The sequence below is a fragment of the Streptomyces sp. NPDC048111 genome, from assembly GCF_043202815.1.
Lineage (GTDB): Bacteria > Actinomycetota > Actinomycetes > Streptomycetales > Streptomycetaceae > Streptomyces.
The window spans coordinates 16,048-41,438 of the sequence record NZ_JBIDBD010000013.1; the positions used below are offsets into that span (position 1 = coordinate 16,048).

22 protein-coding genes are annotated in these 25,391 nt (G+C 72.7%); 10 read left to right on the plus strand and 12 right to left on the minus strand.

Annotated elements, in window-relative coordinates; translation table 11 throughout:
* Window positions 1-64: 64 nt before the first annotated feature.
* The 9 genes from ACGF3I_RS21030 to ACGF3I_RS21070 form a co-directional block, all read right to left on the minus strand.
* Window positions 65-673 carry a DUF5825 family protein gene (locus ACGF3I_RS21030; protein ID WP_393134168.1) on the minus strand — a complete coding sequence of 203 codons (609 nt, stop codon included), beginning with the start codon at window positions 671-673 and terminating at the stop codon, window positions 65-67.
* Window positions 670-2,604, minus strand: a complete 1,935-nt coding sequence (locus ACGF3I_RS21035) for a RiPP maturation radical SAM C-methyltransferase (protein ID WP_393134170.1) — start codon at window positions 2,602-2,604, stop codon at window positions 670-672. The genes ACGF3I_RS21030 and ACGF3I_RS21035 overlap by 4 nt, the downstream gene beginning before the upstream one ends.
* Before the next feature lie 16 nt (window positions 2,605-2,620).
* Window positions 2,621-3,916, minus strand: coding sequence for an MFS transporter (locus ACGF3I_RS21040; protein WP_393134172.1), 1,296 nt, complete (start codon window positions 3,914-3,916; stop codon window positions 2,621-2,623).
* Between the two features lie 6 nt (window positions 3,917-3,922).
* Window positions 3,923-5,032, minus strand: a complete 1,110-nt coding sequence (locus tag ACGF3I_RS21045) for a ThiF family adenylyltransferase (protein WP_393134174.1) — start codon at window positions 5,030-5,032, stop codon at window positions 3,923-3,925.
* Window positions 5,016-6,947, minus strand: coding sequence for a B12-binding domain-containing radical SAM protein (locus tag ACGF3I_RS21050; RefSeq protein WP_393134176.1), 1,932 nt, complete (start codon window positions 6,945-6,947; stop codon window positions 5,016-5,018). Before ACGF3I_RS21050 ends, ACGF3I_RS21045 begins: the two co-directional genes overlap by 17 nt.
* A gap of 1 nt (window position 6,948) precedes the next feature.
* The gene (locus tag ACGF3I_RS21055; protein ID WP_393134178.1) at window positions 6,949-7,713 is read right to left on the minus strand and encodes a 2OG-Fe(II) oxygenase; all 765 of its coding nucleotides are present in this window, start codon (window positions 7,711-7,713) and stop codon (window positions 6,949-6,951) included.
* Window positions 7,710-9,116, minus strand: a complete 1,407-nt coding sequence (locus tag ACGF3I_RS21060) for an ABC transporter substrate-binding protein (RefSeq protein ID WP_393134180.1) — start codon at window positions 9,114-9,116, stop codon at window positions 7,710-7,712. Before ACGF3I_RS21060 ends, ACGF3I_RS21055 begins: the two co-directional genes overlap by 4 nt.
* An 809-nt stretch (window positions 9,117-9,925) precedes the next feature.
* The gene (locus ACGF3I_RS21065) at window positions 9,926-10,531 is read right to left on the minus strand and encodes a potassium channel family protein (protein WP_393134182.1); all 606 of its coding nucleotides are present in this window, start codon (window positions 10,529-10,531) and stop codon (window positions 9,926-9,928) included.
* 123 nt (window positions 10,532-10,654) lie between these two features.
* Complete coding sequence (locus ACGF3I_RS21070) at window positions 10,655-11,050, minus strand: hypothetical protein (RefSeq protein ID WP_393134184.1); 396 nt, start codon at window positions 11,048-11,050, stop codon at window positions 10,655-10,657.
* Window positions 11,051-11,766: 716 nt separating this feature from the next.
* Here ACGF3I_RS21070 and ACGF3I_RS21075 point away from each other — a divergent pair.
* Window positions 11,767-12,270 carry a winged helix-turn-helix domain-containing protein gene (locus ACGF3I_RS21075; protein WP_393134186.1) on the plus strand — a complete coding sequence of 168 codons (504 nt, stop codon included), beginning with the start codon at window positions 11,767-11,769 and terminating at the stop codon, window positions 12,268-12,270.
* A 52-nt stretch (window positions 12,271-12,322) separates the two neighbouring features.
* Here the strand turns inward: ACGF3I_RS21075 and ssuE are convergent, their stop codons facing one another.
* Window positions 12,323-12,883: an NADPH-dependent FMN reductase gene (ssuE, locus tag ACGF3I_RS21080; RefSeq protein WP_393134188.1), complete on the minus strand. Its 561-nt coding sequence runs from the start codon at window positions 12,881-12,883 to the stop codon at window positions 12,323-12,325.
* Window positions 12,884-13,815: 932 nt separating this feature from the next.
* On the opposite strand from ssuE, the gene ACGF3I_RS21085 reads away from it, so the two are divergent.
* Both ACGF3I_RS21085 and ACGF3I_RS21090 read left to right on the plus strand, forming a co-directional pair.
* Window positions 13,816-15,060: an acyl-CoA dehydrogenase family protein gene (locus ACGF3I_RS21085; protein ID WP_393134190.1), complete on the plus strand. Its 1,245-nt coding sequence runs from the start codon at window positions 13,816-13,818 to the stop codon at window positions 15,058-15,060.
* A 145-nt stretch (window positions 15,061-15,205) separates the two neighbouring features.
* Window positions 15,206-15,664 carry an RrF2 family transcriptional regulator gene (locus ACGF3I_RS21090; RefSeq protein WP_393134192.1) on the plus strand — a complete coding sequence of 153 codons (459 nt, stop codon included), beginning with the start codon at window positions 15,206-15,208 and terminating at the stop codon, window positions 15,662-15,664.
* Window positions 15,665-15,700: 36 nt separating this feature from the next.
* Here the strand turns inward: ACGF3I_RS21090 and ACGF3I_RS21095 are convergent, their stop codons facing one another.
* A complete protein-coding gene (locus ACGF3I_RS21095) occupies window positions 15,701-17,098 on the minus strand; it encodes a chloride channel protein (protein WP_393134194.1) in 1,398 nt (465 codons plus the stop codon).
* Window positions 17,099-17,671: 573 nt separating this feature from the next.
* Between ACGF3I_RS21095 and ACGF3I_RS21100 the strand changes: the two genes are divergently transcribed.
* Both ACGF3I_RS21100 and ACGF3I_RS21105 read left to right on the plus strand, forming a co-directional pair.
* A complete protein-coding gene (locus ACGF3I_RS21100; RefSeq protein WP_393134196.1) occupies window positions 17,672-18,349 on the plus strand; it encodes a DUF4232 domain-containing protein in 678 nt (225 codons plus the stop codon).
* A 215-nt stretch (window positions 18,350-18,564) separates the two neighbouring features.
* A complete protein-coding gene (locus ACGF3I_RS21105) occupies window positions 18,565-18,957 on the plus strand; it encodes a hypothetical protein (protein ID WP_393134198.1) in 393 nt (130 codons plus the stop codon).
* 40 nt (window positions 18,958-18,997) lie between these two features.
* Here the strand turns inward: ACGF3I_RS21105 and ACGF3I_RS21110 are convergent, their stop codons facing one another.
* The gene (locus tag ACGF3I_RS21110; RefSeq protein WP_393134200.1) at window positions 18,998-19,846 is read right to left on the minus strand and encodes a MurR/RpiR family transcriptional regulator; all 849 of its coding nucleotides are present in this window, start codon (window positions 19,844-19,846) and stop codon (window positions 18,998-19,000) included.
* A 118-nt stretch (window positions 19,847-19,964) separates the two neighbouring features.
* Between ACGF3I_RS21110 and ACGF3I_RS21115 the strand changes: the two genes are divergently transcribed.
* The 5 genes from ACGF3I_RS21115 to ACGF3I_RS21135 all read left to right on the plus strand — a co-directional run bounded on the left by ACGF3I_RS21115 (window position 19,965) and on the right by ACGF3I_RS21135 (window position 25,387).
* Window positions 19,965-20,840, plus strand: a complete 876-nt coding sequence (locus tag ACGF3I_RS21115; protein ID WP_393134202.1) for an EamA family transporter — start codon at window positions 19,965-19,967, stop codon at window positions 20,838-20,840.
* 125 nt (window positions 20,841-20,965) lie between these two features.
* Window positions 20,966-21,931, plus strand: a complete 966-nt coding sequence (locus ACGF3I_RS21120; protein WP_393134204.1) for an STM4015 family protein — start codon at window positions 20,966-20,968, stop codon at window positions 21,929-21,931.
* Window positions 21,932-22,001: 70 nt separating this feature from the next.
* On the plus strand, window positions 22,002-23,117 hold the full coding sequence (locus ACGF3I_RS21125; RefSeq protein WP_393134206.1) for an STM4014 family protein: 1,116 nt from the start codon (window positions 22,002-22,004) through the stop codon (window positions 23,115-23,117).
* Window positions 23,118-23,228: 111 nt separating this feature from the next.
* A complete protein-coding gene (locus tag ACGF3I_RS21130; protein WP_393134452.1) occupies window positions 23,229-24,035 on the plus strand; it encodes an STM4013/SEN3800 family hydrolase in 807 nt (268 codons plus the stop codon).
* Window positions 24,032-25,387, plus strand: a complete 1,356-nt coding sequence (locus tag ACGF3I_RS21135; protein WP_393134208.1) for an STM4012 family radical SAM protein — start codon at window positions 24,032-24,034, stop codon at window positions 25,385-25,387. Before ACGF3I_RS21130 ends, ACGF3I_RS21135 begins: the two co-directional genes overlap by 4 nt.
* The last annotated feature ends 4 nt before the right edge of the window (window positions 25,388-25,391 follow it).

The window sequence follows — 25,391 nt, forward strand, 5'->3', positions numbered from 1 at the left end:
TGCTCCCATCCGTGCGGGGCGGACCTGTTCGTGGGCTGTTCGTGGTCGGGCGCCGCCCGGCCGGTCAGGAGCGCGCATAGCGGAACCGCACGGGCAGGGCCAGCCAGTGACCGCACACGGAGGCGAAGAAGCCCTGCTCCGCGAGGGCCCGCACCGAGCGCGCGGCGGCCGGAGCGAGGTGGTCCTCGCGGACACGGCCGAGTTCCGGCGTCACCAGGGCGGCCACCTCTCCGGGCCGGTCCACCACGGTCCGCCGGATCGTCCCGTCCCGGTTGTCCTCGACCAGGACGAAGCCGGGGCCGCGGCGCAGGGTCAGCAGCGGGCGCGGCGGCACCGGCCAGGCGGGCTTGCCCTCCTCGTCGCGCGGGGGGTCGAGATGGCGCAGCGGGGTGTGGTCGATGCCTTCGAGGCGGCCCCGCCAGGCCACCCGCAGGCCGACGCCGGCCGCGTCCCGGAGGAACGCCAGGTGGTCGGCGGTGAGGTCCGGGTGCTCGGGGCCGAGGCGCAGGAAGCCGTTGACCCGGAAGCCGCGGGCGCCGGTGCGGGCCACCGGAACCAGCCGGTCGCGGGTGTGGGGCGCGCCGGGCTCCCACGCCATGAAGAGGCCCTTGCGTGCGGCGGTCGCCGGGGACGGTGGCGTCGCGTTCCGCGTCGAGGGCGGCGATGACGTCATGACCACCCCAATCCCGTGGCGAGGGCCACCAGATGGTCGCCGTCGCGGTACACCAGTCCCTCGCGCTCCCAGTCGGCGACGAGGCCGGGCAGTGTGCGCGCGGCGTCCGGGTGGCCGGCCTCGGTCATGCGCCGCTTCACCACCTCGTCGGTGCGGCCCTTCAGGAGGTCGCGGTAGGCGTCGACGGCCAGCGGGTCGCGCAGGAGGTGTTCGCGCGGGGCGCGGCGTACGCGTTCGTCCACGATGCGCAGCGCCCCGTCCTCCTCGAAGGCGACGAGGCGGGCGCCCCGGTGTGCCTGCTGCCAGTCCCGTACGGCCCGGTCGAGGCGGTCTCCGTCGGCGGCGCCGAGCCCCGCGGGCTCGCTGTCGAACATGTAGACCATGTCCTTGAGCCGTTCCTCGGGCAGTTGGTAGACGGTGGACAGCAGCCGGGACGGGCCGCTGTTGGCGAGGCCCAGCGCCGGCGTCGTGAAGTAGGGGCTGAACCGGGTCAGTCGGATGCGGGTCGAGAGGTCGGGCGGGAAGAGATGGGCCATGTGGGCGCTCTGCTCGACGACCGGCGCGTAGTCCGCCCAGGTCTCGCCGGGGAACCCGTACAGGACGTTCCAGCTCGGGTAGATGGCGAGGGTGGTGCAGTCCCGCAGGAGCCGGATGTTCTGCCAGCCGGTGACCCCCTTGCGCATCAGGGCCAGGACGCGCGTGCTGAGGTTCTCGATGCCGGGCTGGATCTGGGTGACGCCGCCGTCGGCCATGCGCAGCAGCTGCTGGTACGTCAGGTTCGACTTGACCTCGAAGAACATCCGCAGGTCCCAGCCGAGGTCGCCCACCTTCGGCAGCAGCGAGGTGAGGTAGTCCATGTCGATGATGTTGTCGGAGAAGACGACGTCGAGGACCCGGTGGTCGGCCACCACCTGCTGGATCTCCGCCAGCACCCGCTCGGCGGGTTTGGAGCGGAAGGCCATCAGGGTGCCGTTGAGCCCGCAGAACGTGCAGTGGTGCTTCTCCCCCCACCAGCAGCCGCGGCCCCCCTCGATCTGGACCTTCGGCAGGGCGCCCCGCATGGCTTCGGAGCGTTCGACGGCGTCGAAGTAGGCGCCGAAGTCGGGTGTCGGGACGCGCTCCATCGGGACCATCGCGCCGGTGGCGTCGTTGACCCGCGCGGCACCGTCCGCGGTGCGCCAGCACAGGCCGCCGATCGCACCGAGCCGCAGCTCGCGCTCGCTCCCGCCGAGGCCGGCCCGCTCGGCCGACAGCGCGTCGAGCAGTTCGGGCAGGACGAGTTCGGCTTCGCCGCGCACCACGTGATCAAGGAACGGGTACGAGGCGTGCAGCGCGCCGCCCTGCGGCCCGTCGCAGTTCGCGCCGCCGAGGACCGTGACGGTGTCGGGGCGCAGCTCCTTGACCGCCTTGGCCAGGGCGAGCGACGGGATGTTCTGGTCGAAGGTCGTGGTGAATCCGACGACGTCGTACTCCTTGGCCGCTATCTCCTCGGCGAGTTCGCGGACGAACTCCGGGGCGAGGCGGTACATCCGCGACGGCCCCCGCAGCTGCGCGCCCTGGGCGGAGGCCAGGCGGTGGAAGGGGGTCGTCTCCGGGTCGGCCGGCGGCTCGGTGACGGAGGCGAGGGCGGCGGAGAACACCCACTCGCCGACGCCGATGAAGTCCCCGCGCACGATGCGCGCGAAGTCCTCCTCGCCGACGGCGCCGGCGGTCCGGCGCAGGACGTGGTCCGCCCAGCGCAGATTGCCGTAGAGCAGGTCCACGGACGTGACGTCCGGGTGGTCGCGGACGAGGGGGGTGAGGGTGCTGAGTGCCAGGGAGGGCATGTCGAGCGACGCCCAGGGCATGCACACGAACAGCACGCGCAGCGGGGCGTGCGCGCCGGTGTGCGATGAGGCGGCCGGGGCCGGGCCGATCTGCAGCAGGGTCATCGTCACTCCCTCGTCGTCAGGGCTGTTGGGCGGGGTCGGCCGGCGCGAGCTCGCCGTCCTGGGGCTCGTCCCGCCCCGGGCCGGTACGGAAGGTGCGGGCGGCGCTGAACCAGGGCCACAGGGCGGACAGGACGATGCCGAGGGCGGCCAGCACCATCGTGCGGCGCAGTCCGAACGCGCTCGCGCCCAGCGCGCCGCCCAGCAGGGCGCCGATGGGGTCGACGCCCCAGCTGACGAACCGGAACGTGGCGCTCACGCGGCCCAAGTAGGCGTCCGCGACCAGGCGTTGGCGCAGCGATGCGCCGAGGATGAGCAGGATCACCACGCAGAACGTCCAGATGAACGTGGAGGCGCCGACGAACACCGCGGCCACCGGCTTGCCGAACGAGTCGGCCCAGGGGACGAGCAGTCCGGCGAGACCCGGGACCGCGTAGCAGGCGATGAGCGTGCGTCCGAGCCCGAAGCGCGCGGACAGGCGTACCGCCGCCGCGGACCCGAGCAGGCCCGCCACGCCGCCGGTCATGGTGACGGCGCCGAGCAGGAAGGGGCTGAATCCGAGCACCTTGACCGTGTAGAGGGTGAAGAGCGCGAAGAACATGGCGGTGAACAGGTTGAAGTGCGCCGCCGCCAGGGCCAGCGGCCTGAGCACCTTGTTGCCCCACAGCATTTTGAGTCCGCTGACGACGGCCGCGACGTGCCGCTCGGGCGCGGCGTCCTGGTCGCGGACCACCTGCGCCTTGGGCAGGCTCGCCAGCGCGACGCTGCTCACCAGGTAGCTGACGCTGTCCACGAGGAGGGAGACGGGGGCGCTGAGCCACTGCACGATGAGGCCGGCCATGCCGGGCCCGGCCACTTCGCCGACCGATTCGGTGCCCTGGATCCAGGAGTTGGCCCGCTCCAGCTCGTTCTTGCCGACGAGGCGCGGCAGGTACGCGGCCATCGCGCTGTCGAAGAGCAGCCCGAGCGCGCCGACCACGAAGGAGACCAGGATGAGGGCGGTCAGGGAGAGCGAGTCGGCCCAGTACAGGACGGGCACCACCAGGACGACGACGGCTCGTCCCACGTTCGCGAGGATGAGCAGCCTGCGGCGTTCGTACCGGTCGGCCAGGACACCGACGGACAGTCCGAACAGCAGGATCGCCAGTGAGCCGGCCGCGCCGAGCAGCCCCATTTCCCAGGCATCCGCGTCCAGGCTGAGCACCGCCACCAGCGGAATGGCGAACATACTGATCTGGGAGCCCGCCATGGAGACGGACTCCGCGGTCCACAGACGGAAGAATCCCGTCGTGGCCAGCGCTGATCTTCCGGACAACGGATGTCACCTTTCGGATGGTGCCCCGTGGGGGGCCGCCATGGTGGTTCGGGAGTGCGCGGTCCGCGGCGACGCGGTGTCGCAGCCGCACGGGCCGCCCTCGAGGAAGGACGTGGAGCTGTCGGTGAAGCGCAGGTGTCCGCGCCGGTTGAGGAGGGCGCAGCGCCCGGTGGCGAGGAATCTCAGCACCTCGTGCGCGAGGAGGGCCGACACCACCGTGTTCGTCGGACCGAACGAATAGGGCGTGGGAGGCCCGCCGATGAGAGCGACCTCGGCGTCCTCGGCGGACAGCCGGGCCACCCGTTGGGACTCGAAGCACCGTGCGCAGTGGCCGAGTCGGGGTACCAGGAGCGGCCCCCAGTATCCGGTGTCGAGGCCCACCGCGGCCGAACACACCGGTACCGACCGGGGCCGCGCCCAGTCCCACACGATGGCCGCGATGTCCAGGGGTGTGTCGGCCGCCAGGACGAGCAGGTCGAGACGGTCGGGCAGATCGCCGAGGTCCTCGGGAGAGGCCACCAGGCGTTCCACGGTGTGCAGTTGGGCCGCCGGCGCCAGGTTCGCCAGGGCGCGCGCGCAGGCGTCGGTCTTCGACGCGCCGACATCGGCCGGGCCGAACAGGAACTGGCGGTTGAGGTTGTGTGCCGCGACCCGGTCGTGGTCGACCAGCCACAGCGCGCCGACGCCCGCGCCCGCCAGGTGCTGCGCCACGACGCCGCCGACGCCGCCCACGCCGAGCACCGCGACCCGTGACGCGGCGATCCGGGACTGCATCGCGGGCGCGTCGGGACCGAACAGGGTCAGATAGCCGATCTGGCGTTCCGCTGCGGTGCCCCTGCCGTGGGCGGGGTCCGCGTCGGTGATCCAGCCCGCCTCGGCGAGGCGCGCCGCCAGGACGCGCAGCACCGATCCGGGTGCCAGGGTGGCGAGTTCGGCCGCCGGGACGCCTTCGACGAGCCGCTTCAGGGCAGCGGTGAGCGCTGTGACCGGCCCTCGCACCCGCAGGACGTCCACGCCGTGCAGCAGCCGCAGGCCGTCCGCGGCGGGCAGCGCCGTCACGGTCTCGACCAGCCGCAGCGTTCCGCGGCCGTGCGGGGGGTCAGCGGGTGGCGTCATCGAGCCCCGCCTCCGTGTCGGCGGCGGGCACGAGGACCCGGGCCGCCACCAGTCGCCGGGCCAGCGAGGAGACACCGTCCGCGCTGTGCGCTCCGGGGATCCGGCCCGCCGCGAAGGGCTGTCCGCCCAGATGCGGCTGGAGGACGCGGGCCGCGGCGCGCGGCAGGGAGAGCCGCTCGCGGCTGCCCATGTGCGTACAGACCAGCTTCTCCCCGAGGTCGAGCACGTCGAGCTGTTCGACCGGGACCCGCAGCAGCGCTCCGGGGTGCAGGTCCTCGCTGAAGCTCGACGGCGGGAGGGTGGAACGGGTCGCGATCTCGCGCGCGAAGTCCCGGTAGCGGCGGTGCACTTCGGCCCGCTGGTCGGGCGTCATCGCCGGGTCGGCGTTGTGCAGGTGGTTGAGGGCGTACTGGGACTGGCCGATGGCGTCGGAGTCGGCGAGCGGCAGCAGTCCGAACTGCTCGGGAGTGCGCCCGACATTCGACGAGCGGGTCGCCTCGAAGGGGAAGACGGAGACCGACTGCACGCAGTCGGCGAGGGACGCCATGTCGTCGAGGGCCGACAGCGCCTCGTCGTACGTGGTGGAGGGAAGATCGGGGATGAGGTTGATCCGCAGCGGCATGCCCACGTCGCGGGCGTCGCGCAGGAAGCGGATGTTCTCCTCGCGGTCGGCCGACTTGTGCACCAGTTTGAGGACGCGGGTGACCATCGTCTCCAGGCCGATGACGAGGAACTCACAGCCCGAGCGCACCATCAGGTCGAGCAGTTCGCGGTCGAAGCGGCGGTCCACCATGGCGAAGGAGTTCCACACCACGTCCAGCTCACGGTCGAGGAACGCGCGGCTCATCCGGCGGGCGAAGGCCGGGGGAATGGACTCGGTCACGAAGTTGAACCGCCGGATACCGAACTCCTGGGCCAGCCACTGGACTTCGTCGGTGAAGGTGTCGGGGTGACGGCCGCGGAACGGGGCGCTGCCCTCGTACAGTTCGACGAAGTCGCAGTAGTCGCACTTGCCCCAGTAACAGCCGCGGGCCTGGGTGATGCTCAGCGTCGGGGAGGCCAGTCGCGCCAGCGCCTCCTTCGCATACCGGGGCCGGGGCAGCTGGTTGAGGTTCGGCCCCACTCCGGGCGGTGTGTGGCGGACCTGGCCGGACCGGTGGCACGACACCCCCGGAACGCTCTCCGGGTCCCAGGTGCCCTCGGTGACCTGGCGGGCCAGGGCGAGCAGCGGGAACTCCCCGTCGAACCGTACGACGCAGTCGACCGCGGCGTGCGAGCGCAGCAGCAGGTCCAGGTCGTCCTGTGCCATCAGGCTCACCGCGGGTCCGCCGAGCACCACGCGCAGCGCGGGCCGGGCCGACTTGAGGTGGCGGGCCAGCAGCAGCGCGGGCAGCAGCTGGGGTCCCATCGCGGCCGAGACGCCGACCAGGGCCGTCGCGTCTCCGATCCGGTCGGCGATGCCGGTCCAGGTGTAGAAGTCCTCGTAGAACGCGGCGGCCAAGGGGGCGCCGGTGCCCGCGAGCACCTGTGTGTCCGGGTCGACCGAGAAGGGCTGGGCGAGGATCTCCATCGCCCAGCCGTATTCGGCGTCCGGCCCGAAGTGATGGCGTCCTGAGACGTCGATGAGCTGCTCGCGGTGTTCGCGGGCCCAGCGGGCGACGGCCGCGCAGAGCGAGTCGGCCGAGACGTCCGCGACCTCGCCCGCCCCCAGCGCCGTCACGGTGCCGGGCGCCAGGAGGTATTCGGCGAAGGCCTCGTTGAGATCCTCCTGAGCGCTGTCGATGCCGTGTGCGGCGAGGTACCCGGCCAGGACGGCGGGCGCGGGGTAGAGGCTGCCGAAGTTGGACTCGACCATCGGCGGGAACACCAGATGGACGGGGGCCGTGGTCGTCGCGGGCTCCTGGAGGTACGTCATGTCAGGCCGCCCGGTGCAGGCCGACGCTCACGGTGAACCGGCCGCGCCCCGCTCCGCCGTACGGCTCCACGCGGTGCCAGGCGTCGGGCCGGATCTGGATCATGGAGAAGCTGTTGAACAGGGGCTCGACCGCGAACTCGGTGTCCTCCTCGTTGCGGTAGACGAGCCGGCCCCCGGTGTCGGGGCGATGGGCCTCGTCGAGATAGAAGTTGACGGCGAACACCCGGCGCGGCACGAGGTCCTGGTGCGGGCGGATCTGGTCGCCGGGCCCGTAGCAGGCGAGTTCGAGGCTGGTCTCCTTCGAGCTGAGGGAGATCCCCGTGCCGGCCGCGATCCAGTCGCGCAGGGTGTCGGTGAGCAGCGCCTTGCCCAAAAAGCCGCGCAGGGCGGCCTGGTGGGCGCTCTCCATGGCCCCCTCGGCGAGCACACCGGGAAGGTCACGCGCGACGTAGTGGCAGGCGGCCCGCCGGGGGTGGCCGGCCCACTCGGACTCGGGTATGTCCTCGGTCTCCGTGTCGCTCGCGAAGGCGGTGACGCAGCGCGTCCAGACCGGCAGGGCACGCAGGGCCGCGCCCATGGCCCGGGCCGTCCGCGGGGCGACGAAGTCGCGCAGGACGAACGGCCTTGAGGGAGCCCGCGTCAGCCAGTCGCCCAGGCTCCCGAGCGTGTCGGCCGTCAGATGCTCGGGGTTGATGAACCCGGCCGCGCCGTTCAGTGCGGCCTCCCTCGGCGGGGCCTCCTGAGAGGTGTCCGGTGTACGGCTCATGCCCGTGCCTCCTCGAATCGGCCGTCTGCGGTGGGGGCGTCCGGATCCGTCGCGAGGCGGCGGAAGTCGATGAGCCCGGTGGAGTTGAGCCGCACTCCGCTCACTCGACCGCTGTGCACGCAGTGCGCGCGGACCTGGATCAGCGGGATCCGGGGCATGAGGTCGGCCCACCGGGCGTTGCTCTCGCTCCAGAGCGTTTGTTGTGCGGCCGGGTCGGTCTCCTCCGATGCCGCGTCGAGAAGCCGGTCGAGCGCGGTGTCGGCGAACCCGGCCCGGCGGGCGCCCGCGGCGTCGGAGCGCCAGGGACTCAGCAGGGCGGCCGGGTGCGGGAAGTCCGCGGCCGTCAGGGTGTAGAGCAGGCCGTGGTCCCGGCTGAGCACGGAGCGGACGTAGGCGTGGTAGCTCAGCGGCCGGGGCACGGCCATGATGCCGAAGACGTCGGCGAGCTGGTCGCAGACCGCGCCTACGACGGTGCCGTTGGGAACGAAGTCGGCATGGCCGATCTCGATGGAGGTGCCCAGTTCGCGCCGGACGGCTTCGATCTCCCGGGCCGTCGGCGGCAGGACCGGGGGCAGGCCGGCGGACGGGCACCACGGAGCCGTCTGGTCCAGGAAGGGGATCACCAGGCCGGGACAACGTCGGGCGACGTCCTCCCGGTCCAGCGCGCGGCCCAGCGCCCGGCGCAGATCGGGCCGTGCGACGAGTTCACCGCTCCGCTTGCCGAATTCGAGACTCCCGAAGAGGGAGATTCCGCGGCTCTGGTGTCCGGGGTGCCCGCGATGGGCCGCGACGTCGTGCGCGGAGAAACTGGTGGTCGGCGAGACGTCCACGTCGCCCCGGGCGAGTGCCTGCAATGCCTGTGCCGTCGTCTCGTACACCCGGAATTCGAGTCGTGACGGTCGGTGCGACCCGTCGTTGTCGAGCGTGTCACGCAGGACCATGACGATCGCATCGTCGGTCCGCTCGGAGATCTCGTACGGCCCGAGAACCGGGCGCGTGGGGCCGGCCGGAGGCGAAGGCGCGAATTGCGGCAGGGTGAACAGTGCGGGCGCGTAAGTGACGGGCCGGTCGAAGCGGTACTCCAGTGTGTCCGGCCCCGTCTCCACCGCGGGGTCCTTCGGCCCGTGCGGGTAGAGCAGTCTGGCCGGCGCCGAGCGGGGCCGCTCCAGGATCGCGCGGGCCGAACGGAGCGCGTCCTGCGGTGCCAGGCGCCGCCCGTCGGACCACGTGGCGCCCGGGCGCAGGGTGACGCGCCAGCGCCGACCGCCGTCGGCGCGTTCCACGGCAATGGCGGACCCCGGGGCCGGTGGCCCGCCGTCGGCCTCGACACACAGCGTGCCGAGCACGGCTTCCCCGACGAATCGTGCGTCGTAGTCGGCAGGCCAGTGAATGTCGGCGTTCAACGGCATGGAATCAAGCGCGAAGATGATTTCCGACCTCACTGAACCCCCTCCCCTGTCCGGAACAATGGGATCCGGCATATCCGGACTCATCGCATGCGCCCGGATATGCCGGGCGCCATTAGCAGCGGTGCGTCATGGCCAGGTAGTCGCTCAGCGTCTCCTGGTCGAATTCAAGCTCCTCGACTTCTTCGGTGAGCTCGGTTTCCTGGACTGCTCCAGTTGCCTCCATTTGAAATCCCCTCCTTCCGAATCGGTGAATTGAGATCACCGTAGGCGCTCAAGTCGACGGCGAACAAGAGGGCCCACATCAAGTATCCCCGAACTGGCTTGATTGCCGCTTTTCTTGACAAGCCCCAAATCGGGCATCGCCTACGATGTGGCAGGCAGACGAATCCCGAAGCACCTCACTCAGCGACCTACCGAACATTCGGCCGGGCTCTCAGTGGCTAAAAGCAGCGGTCCAGAAATCGGCGTTCGCGTCGGCGGAATGATCCATCGACGGCCTCAGCAGGCGCCCCCGTGTCGTGTCAAACGGTTTTCCTGGGCGCGGCGTCACAGCGCCACGCCGAACGCCCCCCTGCTCTCGTAGATAGCTCCAAAATCCTTGACCCTCCCTTGATCGCGCGGAGGTGTCCTTAAATGCGACGCCCGCCTGCCGGACCCGGGAGAATCCCTGCGCTGGGACGAGAGCCCGGCACAGCACGACGGCGGAGACCACAGGAGGCGAGAATGCCCTCATTCAGCCCATCTGCCGCCGTTCACCGACCGGCCGCCGACGGCGCCTCCCCGCCGACCACGAGCGCCGCTGTTCAGGCATCCTGCGGGCCCGCCCCGGAGCCCTCGCGCGAGCCCGCCCCGGAGCCGTCCCGCGGACCCGCGCCCGAGCCGTCCTGCGGGCGGCCGCGCCGGCGCAGACCCACCTGCACCGCGCCGAACACCGCTTTGCCGAGCACGGCCAGGACGATCAGGTCGACGATCATCTGCCCGCTGGTCAGGGCCCGGGCCGCCTCGCTCGTCGGCACGATGTCGCCGAACCCGACGGTCACGAACACCGAAATCGTGAAGTACAGCGAAGCGGTCCTCGACAACGGCTCCGAGAACGATCCCGGAACGTCATGGGCCAACAGGTAATAGACCGCCGAGAACAGCACCAGGAAGAGCGGCACGGCGACCGCCAGCGCCTCCATGGCGCGCAGCCACGGATAGCGCGCACGGGAGATGGACGCGAGCTGCCACACGAGCAGCCCGGCGAATACGACCAGTGCCCCCACAAGGACCGCCACGGTGCCCGCGCCGAAGCCCCAGTCCAGCGGCGCCACGTAGTACAGGACGGTCACCAGGGCCGCCGAGGCGAGAGCGCGCAGCACATGGACCGCCCGGGTCAACGGGGTGACTCCTGAGCCTGCTCTGCGCATGAGGCGCTCCCGCGAATCGTGCTGCGTGACGAAGGTGCTACGCACCAGGAGAGTCACCCCGCGCCGATCCCGCCACCCGGGCGCCGGCGGCTGCGCCCGGGGTACCGCTGCCCGGAGGGAGCTTCAGTTGACCACGCGGTAGGCGCTGACCCACGCCCCGATGCTGTTGTAGCCGGAGCCGTCGATGATGATCGCGCCGCCGGTGCAGTTGTAGTTGTCCCAGAGTTCCACCCGGCGGGTGGCCACCTCGGTGCGAGCGGACCGGATCCTGTCGTTCCAGTTGTCGCCGACGTACTTGCACTCCCCCGGGTTGCCCCAGAAGTAGGTGTCCAGGCCCGAGTAGCCCGTCGAGGCGAAGGCGTGCCAGCTGGCGGCGGCCGGACGGGCGGGGGCGGTGCTGACGGAGGCCGTGGGTGCGGACGGCGCGGCGGGAGCCGACTGCGCCGACGACGGCTGGGCGAGGACGACGGTGCCGGCCAGGGCCACAGCCGTGAGCATCAGCTTGCGTGTGACGGACAAGGCGTCTCCTTCGATGGACGAGGAAGGTGTCCGCGGTGCGGCGGACACCACCGGCGGCTGGCGCCGGGCTGAGGGGGCCATCCCCGGGGCGTTCCCTGGCGAAGCCCGTTTCCCGTCGCCCCGCACGAACGGGAAACGGGAAACGGGCTCCGGGCACCGGGCCCGGCCGCGTCGCCGGCTTCGCGGGCCTCGGAAACCCGGCATCGAAGTCGCACCCTATTTGCGCCGCCGCGCAAACAAGGGTCTTTGGTCCCTGGCCGGTGCCTGCCCGGTCCCCTTACCGTGGAGGCGAGCCCGGGTTCAGGTGAACGCGGGCACGCCGTGGAATCGAGGAAGGGAGGCGAGGTCATGGACAGCAGTCCGAGTCGCGAACGACTCCGCGCGCATCCGCGCTTCCGCTCGCCTTCTTGCGGCACCCGCTGACGTTCGCGGACCGTCGCCCCGGCACCCCGCTCCGGCACTCCCTGCAATCCGTCAGGGCCCTGACCCCGCCCAAGCCGCTTGCGCCCGCGGCTCCAGCCGCGCCTGAGCCCGCGCCACGACAATGGCCTGAGCCGCGTCACGACGAACGCTCGCGCAGAGGCGCACCTCCGGCACGAAGCCCGGCCACCCGGCGCCGTCCGCGCGCGTCGACCGGATCTTCGGCTTCAGCCGCTCACGCACAGCAACAACCACATCCGACTGACAACCCAACGACACCTTATGGAGGTGACAACATGACTCATGTACACGTCCCCAACACTGCCCGCCGCCCCGGCGGCACCACCCACGATCTTCAGCCGGCCGTGCGCACCGCGTCGGCGAACGCCGCTGAGCGCAGGCACCGGCGTCGGACGCGTGCCGAGCTCCGGACGACCGCGCCGGCCCGCACGGCCGAGCGCCCCACGGCGCCCTGCCATCGGATCGGGCGCCTCGTCGTGGACGCGGGCCGCCGCCGGGCCTGGGTCGACGGACGCCAACTCCGGCTCACGTGCATGGAGTTCGAGCTCCTGGCCCATCTCGCCGCCCATCCGGGAAAGGGCTTCTCCCGTTCCCGGCTCATGGAGCTGGTCTGGCAGCGCAACGCTCAGGGCGACCTCGCCACCGTCGATGCCCACATCGACCGCCTGCGGGACAAACTCGGCGTCACGTACCGGCCGCTCATCCGCACGACGCCCACGACCGGATACGTCCTGGCCGACGACGCCCTCGCCGACCAGGGCCTGGCCGCTACGGCTTGAGCAACGCGCGACCGCGAGGACGGGCCCGCCGGCCAGGCGGCTGGGCGCGCCGTCAGGCGGCCTGCCCGGCCGGCAGGGCCGTGCGGCTGCCGACGGCGTCGGAGAACTGGTCGACCACCTGCGCCAAGGCCTCGGCCGCGGCCGGCGCGATGGTCAGCGTGCCGTCGGCGCCCACCACGAGGTCCTTGTCGAGCGTGAACCACCCCTGGACGATGTGCGCGGCCCCCATGGAGCTGAGCACCGGACGCAGCGCGTAGTCGATGGCCAGGACGTGCGCGGTGCTCCCGCCGGTCGCCAGCGGCAGGACCGTCTTGCCGACCAGGCCGTACTGCGGCAGCAGGTCGAGCAGCGACTTCAACAGCCCGGAGTAGGCGGCCTTGTAGACGGGGGTGCCGATGACGACCCCGTCGGCGCGGGCGAACAGTTCGCTCGCCGCGACGATCGCGGGGTGCCGGAAGTCCGCGCCGAGCAGGGCCTCGGCCGGGAGGGTACGGACGTCCAGCGGGATCACCTCGTGCCCCTGCGCGGCGAGCCGCACGTCCAGGTGGCGCAGCAGACGGGCGGTACGCGAGGTGGCGGAGGGACTGCCGGAGACGGACAGGACGGTGGCCATGGGGATCCTTCGGGAGGGAGGCGGGGCGGGTGAGGTGTGCGTTCGGGGTGCGGGGACGCGGGATGCGAGTGCGCGGACGGCCTGGCGGGGCAACTGCGCTTCACAGCAAGGGAATTCGACGCGGGACAGCACTTCGTGAGGGATCGGGCCCGGCGGCGGGCTCCGGGACGGCGCGGCACCCTCGGGCCGGGCGGGCCGGGGCGCGACACCGCTTCGGCTCCCGCCGGGTTCGCCGTCCGCGGATCGAGCGCGTACCGGTGCACGCCTACGGGGCCGGTGAGGAACGCGGGCCCCGCGACAAGGGACACCGAGAGAGGAGGCCGGGTAAGCGGCCCGCTACCGTGTCAGACGCAACACGCCGCCGACCACACACGACCGAAGTCGATGTGGTCACGGGTGACCAGGCGCTGCTCGGCATTCATGCGCTTACTTGAGCAGCACATCGCGCCACTCGTCAACCACGGCCCGGATGCCGGACCGTTCCTCGCGCCCGCCGCGCGTGCTCCGCGCACCCCGACCCGCGGCGGCAACCCTCCCCCGCCACCTGCGCCTTCATTTCCCCTGCCGCATTTCCCACTGATTTACTAGGAAAGCATTGACGGGTCGTCCGGCCCGTGCGCAGGATGGGCCCATGCCCCCCACACAGCAGCGTCTCGTGCGCCGTCGGCATGTCGACTTCGGTCGCGTCGCCAGCGCCTTCTGTTGTCACGCATAGGGCCCGGCTCCCACGGCACACCGCCGCCCTGGCGGGCGCCCCAACTCTGCTACTACGTACGGCAGTTGGGTTCGTCGCCGCAGCGCACCCATCAATTGCGGGGGGCTGTGGAAACCGACTCACCACCGCGCCGCGCACGGGCCCACGCGCCCCGAACCAATTCGGCGCAGCCAACCCAACACCCGCCCCCGTCAACGACCTTGAGGAGATCACCACCATGGGCGTTGCCACCGCGCCGTCCGCTCGCGTACCCGCAGCTCCGGACTCCGAGCGGACCCGGCCCAGTCGTACGCACTGGCAGCGCGTGGCCCGCGAGACCGCGGACGATCTGGCCACGGACGCGGCGGCCAGGGAGCGGGCGGGCAAGGCGCCGTTCGACGAGGTGTCCCGGCTGCGGGAGGCGGGGCTCCTGACGCTCCTCGTCCCGCACGAGCTCGGGGGCGGCGGCGCGGACTGGGCCACGGCCTACGCCGTCGTACGCGAGACGGCCGCGGCCGACGGCGCGGTCGGTCAACTGCTGGCCTGTCACTACTTCCTGTCGTGGAGCGCGCGGCTGTTCGCCGCACCCGCCCGCGCCGCCGAGGTCGCGCGGAGGACCGTCGCGGAGGGCTGGTGCTGGGGCGGTGGGCTCGGCCGCCAGGAACCGCCGCTGACGCTGACGAGGAGGGCGGGCGGCCTTGTGCTCGACGGCCGCCAGAGCTACGCCACCGGGATCCTGGTCGCCGACCGCCTCGCCGTGCGGGCCGAGCGCGTCGACACGGGCGAACCCCTTGCCGTCGTCGTGGATCCCGCGCGGCTCGGCGTACGGATCGACGGTGAAGCCGGCACCTTCGGACAGCGCCTCGCGGCCGGCGGGACCGTGGAGTTCGACGCCGTACCGGTCGCGGCCGAGGAAGTGCTCGGCTCCCTGTCCGCGGACGAGGACGTCCTGTCCCCCCGGGCCGCCCTGGCCGCGCCGCTCGGGCGGCTCCTCTCGGTACAGCTCCTGCTGGGCATGGCCGAAGGGGTGCTCGCCGAAGCCCGCGACTACAGCAGGGCCGGCCACTCCCCCTGGCGCCCGGACTGGCCGATCGGCTCCCCGCAGGATCCGCAGGTGCTCACCACGTACGGGGAACTCACCGTTCTCGCCCGCTCGGCGGCGGCCCTCGCCGACCAGGCCCTGAACGCCGTGCAGGGCGCGCTGGCCCGCGGTGAGGACCTCACCTATGACGAGTACGCGGAGGCCTCCGTCCTCGTGGCCGTCGCCGAGGCCGCGGCCTCCCGGGCGGCCCAGGAGTCCACCACCCGCGCCCTGGACGTCATCGGCGCCCGCTCCGTGTCCTCGCGGCTCGGCTTGGACCGCTTCTGGCGCAACGCGCGGGCCCACACCCTCTACGAACCCGTCACTCATCGGCTCCGCGACGTCGGGGACTTCTTCCTCAACGGCGCGCACCCTCCGTTCGTCCTGCCCGTCCGACCGTGAGCCGACGGCCGTGACCGGGACCGAGGCCGGGCACCCGCCCGCCGAACCCCGGCCTCGAACGCCGGCCCACCGGCCGCGAACAGCCACCTCTCGGCCGCGGACGCCGACGCCGAGGCCGCCGAAAGCCATACGGAATACTGCGCACATGAGGATTTCAGCCAGGGCCGACTACGCGGTGCGCGCCGCGCTGCAGCTCGCTGCGGCACGGGATGCCGAGCCGCTGAAGGCCGAGGCGATCGCCGACGCGCAGAACATTCCGCACAAGTTCCTCGAAAGCATCCTCAACGACATGCGCCGGGGCGGCCTGGTGCTCAGCCGGCGCGGCGGCAACGGCGGCTACCGGCTGGCCAAGCCCGCCGGGTCGATCAGCATCGCCGACGTCATCCGCGTCGTGGACGGTCCGCTGGTGTCGGTACGCGGCGTGCGCCCGCCGGAGCTGTCCTACACCGGCCCCGCCGAGTCGCTGCTCCCGCTGTGGATCGCGCTGCGGTCCCATGTGCGCGAGATCCTGGACGGCGTGTCCCTGGCCGAGGTCGCCACGGCTCAACTACCCGTAGCCGTATCCGAGTTGGCCGACGCGCCGAGCGCATGGACGAACCCCTGAAACCCGGGGCCGATTCCGACGTGCCTCGGCGCGGCCTCACGCCCGGGACGCGTCGCCCGCGTCCACGGAGACCGCCGGCAGCAGTTCGGCGGTGATGAAGGCGACCGCGCCCGCGATGATCACCAGGGGCATCAGGTCGGGACTGCCCAGGAGCAGGGCGACCAGGACGACACTGCTCACCGGCAGCCGCAGCGTGGCCGCGGTGGCCGCCGCCATGCCGGCCGCCATCGCGGGGAGTACGCCGAAGCCCGGCAGCGGTGCGAGCAGGACACCGGCGGCGGCGCCCAGGAACAGGGCCGGAAAGATGGGGCCGCCCCGCAGGCCGCCCAGGCACAGGGTGTAGGCCGTCCCCTTGAGGGCGAGTACGGCGACCAGCGCGCCGATGCTCCAGGCGTGGGGGCTGGACGCCAGGGCGCTGATCGTGCTCTGGCCGGACGAGGCGACCTCGGCGGGCGAGCGGCCGGTGAGCAGTGCGTAGAGGGCGGCGCAGACCGCGGCGCCGAGCGCGCACAGAACGGTGCGGACGACCACGGCCCCGCTGATGTAGGCCCCCACCTTCTGTCCCGCGCTGAGGACCGCGCGCATCGCGATGCCGATGGCCACGGCCATGAGCAGCGCCCATCCCACGTCCGGCCCGTCCAGGCGGGGCGCCGGTGAGGGCAGTTTGAGGCCGAGGCTGCCGGTCTGGAGTCCGGTCCAGCGCCCGAAGCCGGTGAAGACCAGCGCCCCGACCCCGCTGGACAGCAGGGCGGGCAGCATGACGGCGGACAGCCGCGGGCCGCCCACCCCCGCGATCTCGATGAGCAGGACGGCGGCGACCAGAGGGCTGCCGAAAATGACCGCGATCGCGGCGGCGGCTCCTGCCGCACCCAGCAGCGCTGTGCTCTGGGGTGTGGCGGGGACCCGGGCGAGGTCGCGGAACAGCAGGGCGAGACCGCCGCCCAGGGCGATCAGTGGCGCCTCGGGACCGAGCACGGCGCCGAACGGCAGGCTCGCCAACGCGGCGATGAGCACACCCGGCAGCGTGACGGGGAGCGTGCCTCCGGTGTGCAGTCCTGAGGCCGGGACGTGGCCGCCGGCGCCGGGCAGCCGCGCGACGACCGGCCCGACAATCAGCCCGGAGACGAGCAGGAGCGGCAGTGGCCACCACCACGCGGGACCGTTCCACCCCAGGTGGCGCGGCAGGTCCGCCCAGAGGAAGTGCTCCAGTTCGTGCAGGGCGACCAGGAACCAGAAGGCGGCGAGTGACACCGGGATGCCGATGAGGGCGCAGAAGACGAGCAGCTTCAGGTAACCGGGAGTCAGCAGGATGTCCCGCAAGCGGTCCGCCGCCTGGGGCTGCGGGGGCTCGGCGGGCGCACCCGGTCGGGGCTCGGAGGGCAGGCCGGGCTCGGGCGGAGGGGCGGGCTCCGGTCGGGGGTTGGGCTCGACCATCGCTGTCCTCCCTTTCCGGCGGCCCGGCGGCCCGGCGGCCCGCTCGCCCGGTGCTCGGGCGCACACAGCCGCACAGGTCCATCGCTATCCCCGGCGGCGGCCGATCGCAACAGGGGCCCGTCGGCCACCGCCCGCGCCCCGACCCGCCCCGCCTGGGCGCGCTCCGACGGACGGCCCGGTCGTGCGACCTGCAATGACGTTGCTCCAACCGTATGAATGAAGGAAGCAGGACGTTGACGATCGGAAGTCCGTAACTCCGCCATTTCGCCGGGGCCATGACTGAACGGCGAGCGCCCGGGAAGCCGCAGCACTGTGACTGATGCGCACGGGCCCGGCCCCGCCGGAGGCCTCCGACTCCCGTCGGTGGCGATTTCTCCGTCCCGCCGGTGGCTCTTTCTCCGCGTTCGGAGGGACAGTGAATGAGGGGGTGCTTCCCGCGCCCCGTAATAGACACGCCGGGGCGGCCTCGACCCACGAGTGAGCGCGAGGGCCGGAGCGCGCCTCCCCTCGGGGCGACCCGCGCCCGCCCACCCCTCGGCATCCGCCCGGGGGCGGCCGTACGGAAGGAGTCTCATGGACAGGTACCGCGTTCCCGCACGTCGTCCCCGGCGGGGCCTGCCGTCACTGGGGGTCGCCGTTCTCGCCACGCTCGCCGCGGCCACGGCCTGCGGCGGCAGCGGCACCGACGCCCAGCCCTCCTCCTCGCCGCCCGCCGTCACGACCCCGCCGAGCGCGACCGGTGCGGCGCCGAGTGCCAGTACGCCCTCGCGCGACGCCCCCTCGGCCACGGGTTCGCCGCACGCCCCGGCCGTCACGTCGTCCGCCTCCTCGCCGGCCGGGACCTCTCGCTGCACGGCCGACCGGCTGGCCGTTTCCCTCGGCCGGGTCTCGCCCGGCGCGGGCAACCTCTACGTCCCGCTGGTGTTCACCAACAAGGGCACGACGGCCTGCGCCTTGCAGGGCTTCCCTGGCGTCTCCCTGCTCGACGCCTCCGGCGCGCGGATCGGCAACCCGGCCCAGCGGCAGGGGAGCGCCCTGCCGGTCGTCGTCCTGGCGCCGGGCAAGGCCGCGTACGCCAGTCTGCACACGGTGAATGAAGGCGTGTCCGACAAGCCGTGCTGGACGGCGGCCACTTCGGTGCAGACGTATCCGCCGGGTTCCACCGAGGCGGTGCGCCTGCCGGCCCGCGGGCTGCACATATGCGGAGCGACCTTCGACGTGTCGGCACTGCGCCCGGGCCAAGGAGCCTGACGCGAAGTCCCGGTACGGGAGCCGGAGTTGAGTCCGGCGTCGAGCGGGTTCGGCGTGCGCGGACCCGGGCGGGTCATCTCTCGTACGCATGCTCCCCCGGTCCCGCACCCGTCCACGCTCCCCGGGGGCGCGAACACCCCGTAGGCAGCGGTGTCTTCGGTGCGTGATGTCCGGGTGGGCCGGACGGCCGGTGGCGGGCCTCGAAGGAGCGGGTCGTGGTGACGGAGTCGTGGAACGAGGCAGGCGGGGGCCTGGCCCTCCTGGCGACGGGCGGTGCGTGGGCGTGGGAGGCGCCGGTGCGTCGGCACATGGCCGGGCTGCTGGCCGCGGACATCTCGGTGCGGGGGGTTCAGGTGCTGGCCGAACCGGTCCGTTTGGAACTGCTCGGGCCCGCGCCCTCCACCACGGCCGCCGCCGTGGCCGTGGCGGTCAACGTCGATGTGACGCTCGGTTCCGCGGAACGCGTGGTGTGGACGCGCGGCGCCTTCACCCTCGCGACCTGGACGTCGCCGGACGGAACCCGTCGCGAGCGGACGTGGTTCGAGCCCGGCCGGCCCCTGCAGCACGCCGTGCTGGCTCTGGGGCACCGACTGCGCGGGCCGCGCTGAGGACGGCGCGCGCAACCCCGCGGACAGGGCTGACGGCGTGTCAGTACGTGTGGTCCGCCGTCACGTCGGCGGACAGCGCCAGCCCTCGTTCCGCCTCGGGGCCACGAACCGTCAGCAGGGTCTGGCACAGCGCGTCGACGACGGCGAGGTGGGCCAGGCGGCTCGCGACCGTTTCCAGTCCGAAGATGAGGTCCTGGCCGCCCGCGACGAGGGTGCAGTCGCCGGCCTCGCTGAGGGGCGAACGGGCGTAGCTGGTCACGGCGATGACGCTCGCTCCCGCGGCGCGGGCGCGGCGGGCCGCGTCGACCGTGCTGCGGGTGGCGCCCGTGTGGCTGATGGCCAGGCAGGCACCCTGCGGCGGCAGGAGCCCCGCCGACAGCTGGGCGGTGAGCGGATCGGCCGGGGCGTCGACCACGCAGCCGAGCGCGCGCAGGCGGTACGCGGTGTCCAGGGCGACCGCACCGGACAGACCGGCTCCCGCGACCAGCACGCGCGGGGCCGTGTCGAGCGTCGCGGCGGCAGTGCGCAGGGCGTCGATGGACAGCGTGGAGGCCAGGCCGTCCAGCGCCTCCCTGGCCGAGCGCACGGTGTCGGCGAGGGCGCGGGCGGCCGGGTCGGCGTCACGCGAAGGGCGTACGGGTGACTCCTGCCGAGCCGCCGCGATCTTCAGTTCCTGATATCCGCGAAAGCCCAGCCGCTGGCAGGCGCGGACGACGGACGACGGGGCGGTCCCGGCCAGCGCGGCCACATCGCTGACGCTCAGGTGCACCAGCTCCGCGCCCTTGTCCAGCACGACCTGGGCGACCCTCGCCTCGGTCTCGCGCAGCTCCGGCAGGTGCGCCCTGACATGGGCCGCGAGACTCCGGGCCGCGACAGAATTGAATTCCATGACGTGATGCTACCGTGGAATTCCGTTCCATGAGGTGTTCCCCAGGTGTGGCATGGAGGGGTTCCCTACGGCTGTTCCTCGCGGCTGTTCCTGCGTCGTTCCTCGGATGAAGGTGATCATGTCCTCGGCCCTGTCGCTGCTGGCGCCGCCCGCCGCCGTGCCCCTCGTCGTGCTGTTCGCGGCGCTGCTCCACGCGGTGTGGAACGCGCTGGCGCACGGCGCCGGGGACAAGCTCGCGGTCTTCACGCTGATGAACGCGGCAACGGGCGGATGCGCGGCGGTCATGGTGTGTCTCGTCCCGCTGCCCGGCGCCGCCGCCTGGCCGTACATCGCCACGTCGGCCGGACTGCAAGTCGCTTACCAGCTCCTGCTGTTGCAGGCCTATCGGCTGGGCGACTTCGGCCAGATGTACCCGATCGCCCGCGGCACCTCGCCCCTGCTCGTGGCCCTGGCCTCGACGACCGTGCTCGGCGAGGCCCTGCCCGCGCGGAACGCGGTGGGGGTCCTGGTGATCTCCGTGGGCCTGGCCGGTCTGGCCCTGGCGGACGGTCTGCCCGGCCGGGCCCAGCTTCCGGCGCTGGCCGCCGCCCTGGGGACCGGCGTCATGATCGCCTCGTACACCCTCGTGGACGGCAGCGGCGTGCGGAAGGCGGACACCGTCGCCGGCTATGTGGCCTGGCTCTTCCTCTCCCAGAGCCTGGCCTTCCTGGTGCCGGTCTGCCTGCTGCGCGGCCGTCGGCTCACCGGCCGTCTGCGGACCGTGGGTTGGCAGGGCCCGGCCGGGGGCGTTCTGTCCCTGCTCGCCTACGGGCTCGTGGTCTGGGCACAGGCCCACGGCAATGTGCCCACCATCGCCGCTCTGCGGGAGACGAGCATCGTCTTCGCCGCGCTGATAGGCACGCTGGTGTTCCGCGAGCCCTGCGGCCGTCGACGCCTGGCGGCCGGCGCCACCGTGCTGGCGGGTATCGCGGTCCTCGAACTGGCCCGCGTCTGAGGGAAGTGCCCCTGGGAGGGGCGATGTCAGAGGGGCTTGGTAGAACTCCTCTACCTGGCCCGGTCCCCACGACGCGGCCCATTCCGCGCGCCGGTCCCCCGGCAGCAGTACGAAGGAGCGGTCCCATGACCATTGGCAGCCACCTCGACGATTTCCACGGCCTGCCGGCCTTCGACTTTCCCGACGCGGACGAGGCCGCCGCCGCTTCGTCGCTTCCCGCCCCCGAATCCGTGGCCTGGCGCATCGCCGTGGACTCCTACGACAGCGAGGAGCAGTGGCCGGAGGCGTTCGCCCGCTTCCTGCGGGCCGTGGACACCCGAGGGGTGCGGGCACTGATCGTCGGCGCCTGGAGCGATGTGTACGAGACGGCGCCGGATGCCGTGATCGAGGCCTTGGTGGCCGCGCGCGACCAACTCCCCTCGCTGCGCGGCCTGTTCCTCGGCGACATCGTCATGGAGGAGTGCGAGATCTCGTGGATCGTCCAGAGTGATGTCTCACCGCTCCTCAACGCCTTCCCCGAGCTGGAGGAGTTCGGCGTGCGCGGCGGCAACGAGCTGGTGTTTCCCGCCGTCCGGCACGAACGGCTGCGGGCGCTCACCGTCGAGAGCGGTGGCCTGCCCGCCGCGGTGGTGCGCGGTATCGCCGCCGGCGATCTGCCCGCGCTCGTCTCCCTCGACCTGTGGCTCGGCACGTCCGAGTACGGCGGTGACGCCTCCGTCTCCGACCTGGCGCCCATCCTCGCGGGAGAGCGGCTGCCGAACCTGCGCCGCCTGGGGCTGCGCAACAGCGAGATCCAGGACGAGGTGTGCCGGGCCCTGGCGTCCGCTCCGGTCGTGGCCCGTCTGGAGGACCTCGACATCTCCATGGGCGTCCTGACGGACGACGGCGCCAACGCCCTGCTGGCGGGCCGGCCACTGACGCACCTCAAGAGCCTCGACCTCCACCACAACTACCTCGGCGCGGCCGTGCGCAGCCGCCTGGTGGAGACCTTGGAGGCGGCGGGCGTGCGGGTCGACGCGGGGGAGGGCGACGCCGAGTCCGACGAGGAGGAGGACGGCACCGTCTGGCGCTTCGTCGCCGTCGGCGAGTGAGACCCTGCGCGGCAACGAACGACGAGGACGGGGGCGGACCGTGGACAACGGGCAGGGTCGGGGAGCAGCCGTGAGGTGGGCGGTCGTCGCCAACGGCGAGAACCGCCGGGTGGAGCTCTTCACCACGGCGGCCCGACGGGCGGGTCACGACGCTGTCCGCGTCGTGGAGTGGCTCGACGTGCTGCGGGACGGCGGAGCCGACTTCGCGGCGGACGAGCTGGTCCGCCTGGACTCACCGGGCGAGAACGCGGCCGTCGACCACGAGTTGCGCGGCGGCGGCGAACCGACCCGGGTCGAGGGATCCGCCCGCTGGTACGCGGGTTTCCTGGACGCCGTACGTTCGCTGCGCGGTGGCCGCCGGCTCGACGACCCGGACGATCTGGCCGTGCTCTTCGACAAACGGCTGTGTCACGCCCGGCTCGATGCCGCGGGGGTGGCGGTGCCGCCCTCCCCCACCAGCGGCGAGCCGCGGCCGGTGGAGGGCTGGCGCGAGGTGCGGCGTCTGATGGAACAGGCCGGGCTGCGCCGGGCGTTCGTCAAGCTCGCCCACGGCTCGTCGGCCTCGGGCGTGCTCGCCGTCGAGACCAGCGCCGCCGGCCGCGTGCGCGCCACCACGTGCGTCGAGCGGACGGCGGACGGCAGCCTCCACAACTCCCTGCGGATCCGCCACTACACCGACGAGGCGCGGATCGCGACGATCGTGGACACCCTCGCGCCGGACGGGCTGCACATCGAACGGTGGCTTCCGAAGGCCTCGCTCGGCGGCAGGTCGGCGGACCTCCGCGTGGTGGTCGTGGCCGGCCGGGCCACCCATGCCGTGGTCCGTACGAGCCGTTCCCCCCTCACCAATCTCCACCTGGGGGGTGTGCGCGGAGACCTCGCGGCCGTACGGGCGCTCGCCGGCGACCGGTGGGCGCGGGCCCTCGGTCTCGCTGAACAGGCCGCGGCCTGCTTCCCCGCCACCCTGTGCGTCGGGGTGGATCTGCTGCCCTCCATCGGCTGGCGCCGCTTCGCGGTCGGCGAGGTCAACGCCTTCGGGGACCTCCTCCCCCGCCTGACCGGTCTGCCCGGCAGCGGCGCCGAGGGGCTGGACACCTACGCGGCGCAGGTCGCCGCGGTCCGGTCCGGTGCCCTCTCGTCCTCCCCGCCTCCTCCTCCCACCTTCCCCGCACTCCCGCACCTCTGAGGTCAGCACATGCTTCCGCCCGAACTCGCCCCTCCCGCGCCGCACATGGCCGCGCCCGAACCTGCCCGGCCCGCCCCGACCGCGTCCTCCCTGCCCCTCGACGCGCCCGACATGAACGAGGTGGTGGGCCGCGACGACCTGCTGCTCCTGACGCTCGACACACTGCGCCACGACGTGGCCGTCGAACTCGCCGCCGCCGGACGCCTGCCGAACCTCGCCGCGCATCTGCCCGGGGGCACCTGGGAACGGCGTCACGCACCGGGGAGCTTCACCTACGCCTCCCACCAGGCGATGTTCGCGGGCTTCCTGCCCACCCCGGCCTCGCCCGGTCCCCACCCCCGGCTGTTCGCGGCGCGTTTCGCGGGCAGCGAGACCACCGCGGGCCGGACGTTCGTCTTCGACACCCCCGACCTGGTGACCGGGCTCGCGGCCCGCGGCTACCACACGGTGTGCATCGGCGGTGTCGGGTTCTTCAACAAGCAGGGCGCCCTGGGCAGCGTCCTGCCCGGCCTCTTCCAGGAGAGCCACTGGGATCCGGCGTTCTCGGTGGCCTCCCCCACCTCCTTCGAGGCCCAGGTGGCCCAGGCCGAGCAGTCGGTGGCCCAACTGGCCCCGGATCAGCGGCTGTTCCTCTTCCTGAACGTCTCGGCGCTGCACCAGCCGAACTGGTTCCACCTGCCCGGCGCGACCCGTGAGGCGGGCGACAGCCGGGCGACCCACGCGGCGGCCCTGGAGTACGTCGACCGCCACATCGGCCGGCTGTTCCGCGCCATGAGCTCCCGGCGCCGCTGCTTCGCCATCGTCTGCTCCGACCACGGCACCGCGTACGGGGACGACGGCTACACCGGCCACCGCCTCGGCCACGACTGCGTGTGGACCGTGCCCTACAGCCACTTCTTCCTGGAGCCGACCGCATGACCCGCCCCATCACGGCCCCTGAGCCCACGACGCCGCGCCCCTACCAGAGTTACACCTACGCCTACCCCCACAAGACGGCCTACCGGCCCCTGGCCCCGCGCCCCGCGCTGAAGGACGTCTGGGAGGGCGAGTCGCGCCGGTCCCTGTCGCTGTACGTGCACATACCGTTCTGCGAGATCCGCTGCGGCTTCTGCAATCTGTTCACCAGGATCGGCGCGCCGGGCGACCTGACCGGCCGCTATCTGGACGCGCTGGGGCGCCAGGCGGCGGCAGTGCGCGAGGCACTCGGCGAGGCGGAGCCGCCGCGGTTCGTCAACGCCGCGTTCGGCGGCGGGACACCCACCTTCCTCGACCCCGCCGAACTGGAGCGGCTGTGCGACATCGCCGAGCGGGAGATGGGCGCGGACCTGCGGGCCGTCCCGCTGTCCGTCGAGGCCTCACCCGCCACCGCCACCGCCGACCGGCTGGCGGTGCTGGCCGCCCGCGGCACGACCCGGCTCAGTCTCGGAGTGCAGAGCTTCATCGAGGAGGAGTCCCGCTCCGCCGCCCGTCCGCAGCGCCGCTCGGACGTAGAGGCGGCGCTGGCGCGGATCCGTGACGCGCGCATACCCGTGCTCAACATCGATCTGATCTACGGCATCGACGGCCAGACCGCGGCCAGTTGGCGCCACTCCCTCGACGCTGCTCTGGCCTGGCGCCCCGAGGAGATCTACCTCTACCCCCTGTACGTCCGCCCGCTGACGGGCCTCGGGCGCCACGCGGACCCGCTCCGGGCGGGACGGGACTGGGACGAACAGCGCCTGCGCCGCTACCGGGAGGGCCGCGACCACCTGCTGGCCCAGGGCTACGAGCAGGTGTCCATGCGCATGTTCCGCCGCGCGGACGCACCGCCGCAGGGCCCCGACGACTACGCCTGCCAGACCGACGGCATGATCGGCCTGGGCTGCGGTGCCCGTTCCTACACCTCGACCCTGCACTACTCCTTCGACTACGCCGTCGCCATGGGCGAGATCCGCGGCATCATCGACGACTACACCGCGACCGAGGACTTCTCCCGCGCGCTGCACGGCCGCCGCGTGGACGAGGAGGAGGCCCGGCGCCGGCACCTCCTGCAGTCCTTGCTCCAGGCCGAGGGCCTGAGAGGGGCGGACTACCGCCGGCGCTTCGGCCGTGACCCGTGGGACGACTTCCGCGCCGAGCTGACCACCCTCGCCGCACGCGGCTGGCTCGCCCCGACCGGCGACGAGCTGCTGCGCCTGTCCGACGAGGGGCTCGCCCACTCCGACGCCATCGGCCCGGAGTTCTTCTCCCCCGCCGTGCGCGCCGCCATGGCCGCCTACGAAACGAAGTGAGGCG

Excerpts from the sequence above, each read along its gene's own strand:
- ACGF3I_RS21050 (WP_393134176.1), bottom strand. The coding sequence starts at position 6,947 with ATGACGTACCTCCAGGAGCCCGCGACGACCACGGCCCCCGTCCATCTG.
- ACGF3I_RS21035 (WP_393134170.1), bottom strand. The coding sequence starts at position 2,604 with ATGACCCTGCTGCAGATCGGCCCGGCCCCGGCCGCCTCATCGCACACC.
- ACGF3I_RS21110 (WP_393134200.1), bottom strand. The coding sequence starts at position 19,846 with ATGGAATTCAATTCTGTCGCGGCCCGGAGTCTCGCGGCCCATGTCAGG.
- ACGF3I_RS21130 (WP_393134452.1), top strand. The coding sequence starts at position 23,229 with ATGAACGAGGTGGTGGGCCGCGACGACCTGCTGCTCCTGACGCTCGAC.
- ACGF3I_RS21045 (WP_393134174.1), bottom strand. The coding sequence starts at position 5,032 with ATGACGCCACCCGCTGACCCCCCGCACGGCCGCGGAACGCTGCGGCTG.
- ACGF3I_RS21075 (WP_393134186.1), top strand. The coding sequence starts at position 11,767 with ATGACTCATGTACACGTCCCCAACACTGCCCGCCGCCCCGGCGGCACC.
- ACGF3I_RS21055 (WP_393134178.1), bottom strand. The coding sequence starts at position 7,713 with ATGAGCCGTACACCGGACACCTCTCAGGAGGCCCCGCCGAGGGAGGCC.
- ACGF3I_RS21030 (WP_393134168.1), bottom strand. The coding sequence starts at position 673 with ATGACGTCATCGCCGCCCTCGACGCGGAACGCGACGCCACCGTCCCCG.
- ACGF3I_RS21090 (WP_393134192.1), top strand. The coding sequence starts at position 15,206 with ATGAGGATTTCAGCCAGGGCCGACTACGCGGTGCGCGCCGCGCTGCAG.
- ACGF3I_RS21135 (WP_393134208.1), top strand. The coding sequence starts at position 24,032 with ATGACCCGCCCCATCACGGCCCCTGAGCCCACGACGCCGCGCCCCTAC.
- ACGF3I_RS21095 (WP_393134194.1), bottom strand. The coding sequence starts at position 17,098 with ATGGTCGAGCCCAACCCCCGACCGGAGCCCGCCCCTCCGCCCGAGCCC.
- ACGF3I_RS21100 (WP_393134196.1), top strand. The coding sequence starts at position 17,672 with ATGGACAGGTACCGCGTTCCCGCACGTCGTCCCCGGCGGGGCCTGCCG.
- ACGF3I_RS21115 (WP_393134202.1), top strand. The coding sequence starts at position 19,965 with ATGTCCTCGGCCCTGTCGCTGCTGGCGCCGCCCGCCGCCGTGCCCCTC.
- ACGF3I_RS21065 (WP_393134182.1), bottom strand. The coding sequence starts at position 10,531 with ATGCGCAGAGCAGGCTCAGGAGTCACCCCGTTGACCCGGGCGGTCCAT.
- ssuE (WP_393134188.1), bottom strand. The coding sequence starts at position 12,883 with ATGGCCACCGTCCTGTCCGTCTCCGGCAGTCCCTCCGCCACCTCGCGT.
- ACGF3I_RS21085 (WP_393134190.1), top strand. The coding sequence starts at position 13,816 with ATGGGCGTTGCCACCGCGCCGTCCGCTCGCGTACCCGCAGCTCCGGAC.
- ACGF3I_RS21120 (WP_393134204.1), top strand. The coding sequence starts at position 20,966 with ATGACCATTGGCAGCCACCTCGACGATTTCCACGGCCTGCCGGCCTTC.